Genomic DNA, 1,516 nt, shown 5'->3' on the forward strand with positions numbered 1-1,516 from the left:
CGCCTCGGTGACCGTGCGGTCTCATGATCAGGGAGGAACTTAACATGTTCATACTTATATGCCCTATATAGCCTCAGGTGACCATCTGAGGCATAGAGCCCTAAGAGGGCAACTGTCCGTATTGAGTATCTAGTTGGCTCTTGCTCGGATAGCTTCTACTGGCTCGGGCATCAGTAGGCCACCGACAAGGTCAAGTCCACACCCCCGAAGCTCCCCCGGGCCCGCCGTAGAAGTACGGGCGCCCAGGTCGTGCACGCACGTCACGGGGCTAGGGACGGCTGCCGTCGCTCTGGTAGCGGGGTGGCCCAGTCCGCCGATCGTCGATCAAGCCAAGGTGACGTGCATGCCGCCCTCGGCCAAGATCTCGAGGATCACACCGAACAGGTCGTAGAGCTCGCCGTCAGGTGTCAGGGTCTGGGACAGGTGGTTGCGGGCGGTCGCAGCGTCCCGCCGGAGCAGCGTTGCCGGGGCGGTGTAGCCGAAAGTGCCACCCAGGCAGTCATCCACTGCACCGAGACCGCCGCCGAAGTAGCCCCCCGCCCCGTTCACTGCCTCACCGAGCGCCAGGTAGAGACCCGGTTCGTCAGTGACGTGTCGGCCGTCGAGTTCGTAGGCATGACCGGCCGGCCGATCACGGCGGGCATGCTCCCGGACAAGCTCGAGCCAGGCCCCGCGGCGCCTGGTGTCGAGGTTGGCCCATGCGCCCTTTGTACTCGGCGGACCGGTGAACCACCGCTCCCAGATGGGCCGGGCGTATTCGGGAACCGGGGTGAAGAGCTCTCCGTCGAGCTCCAGGTCGATCCGGTCCGTCCCGGAGGAGGATGGGCGCCACGCGCTGGCTCTGGCCCAGAGCCGGCGTTCGGTCAGCGGCACGCCTCGGTCGTCCTGTATCAGCAGGGTGGCCAGCTCCAGGTCCAGCGCCCTCCGGGTGCCCTTCATCAGCCTTGCTCGCAGTTGTTCACCCAGGGCGAGTCCCCGCAGGACAAGCGGGGTCTGCAACTGCTCGGGCGGCAGAACGCGGGCGAATTCTCGACAGGAGCCCAGCCAGCAGCGCCCGTCGTGTATGCGTACTCGGCCCCTGTGTCCTTCGGGTGGGCCTTCGTAGTCGTCCAAGCCAGTGATGACGAGACTGTCTGTCTTCAGGGGCTGGCCTATGCTCTCCGCATCCTCCAGCAACCAGGGGTCCAGCGTCTCATCGTCCGGCACCAGCCACACTCGGTTCCCGAGCCAACCACGCGCTTCAGCCTGCGCAACCCAGCCGAACAGCTCGTACGTCCCCCGCTGCGGTTCCCCGAACAGCCCTTCCACCTCGGCGCAGACGCCCCAAACATGCCCGTGTTCCTCATCAGCCAGCGTGTATCGCACGCGCCTGCGATGGCTCTTGTCTTCATGCACGGTGGGAATCATGCCGGGACCAGATTTCCACGGCGAGGCACTTCCTGGGCAGTGCCTCAAGACAGTTGGTCGTCGACCGGCCCGTGCCCGAGGGGCTGTGTCTTCACGGGTCGGCCACCAA

General features: G+C 65.6%; 1 protein-coding gene. It reads right to left on the minus strand.

The genetic code is table 11. The features are described 5' to 3' along the window. Positions 1 to 324 precede the first annotated feature (324 nt). Complete coding sequence (locus tag ACZ7HQ_RS45410) at positions 325 to 1,407, minus strand: barstar family protein (protein WP_243316601.1); 1,083 nt, start codon at positions 1,405 to 1,407, stop codon at positions 325 to 327. Between the last annotated feature and the right edge of the window lie 109 nt (positions 1,408 to 1,516).

It is taken from the genome of Streptomyces sp. NPDC037290, assembly GCF_055603245.1.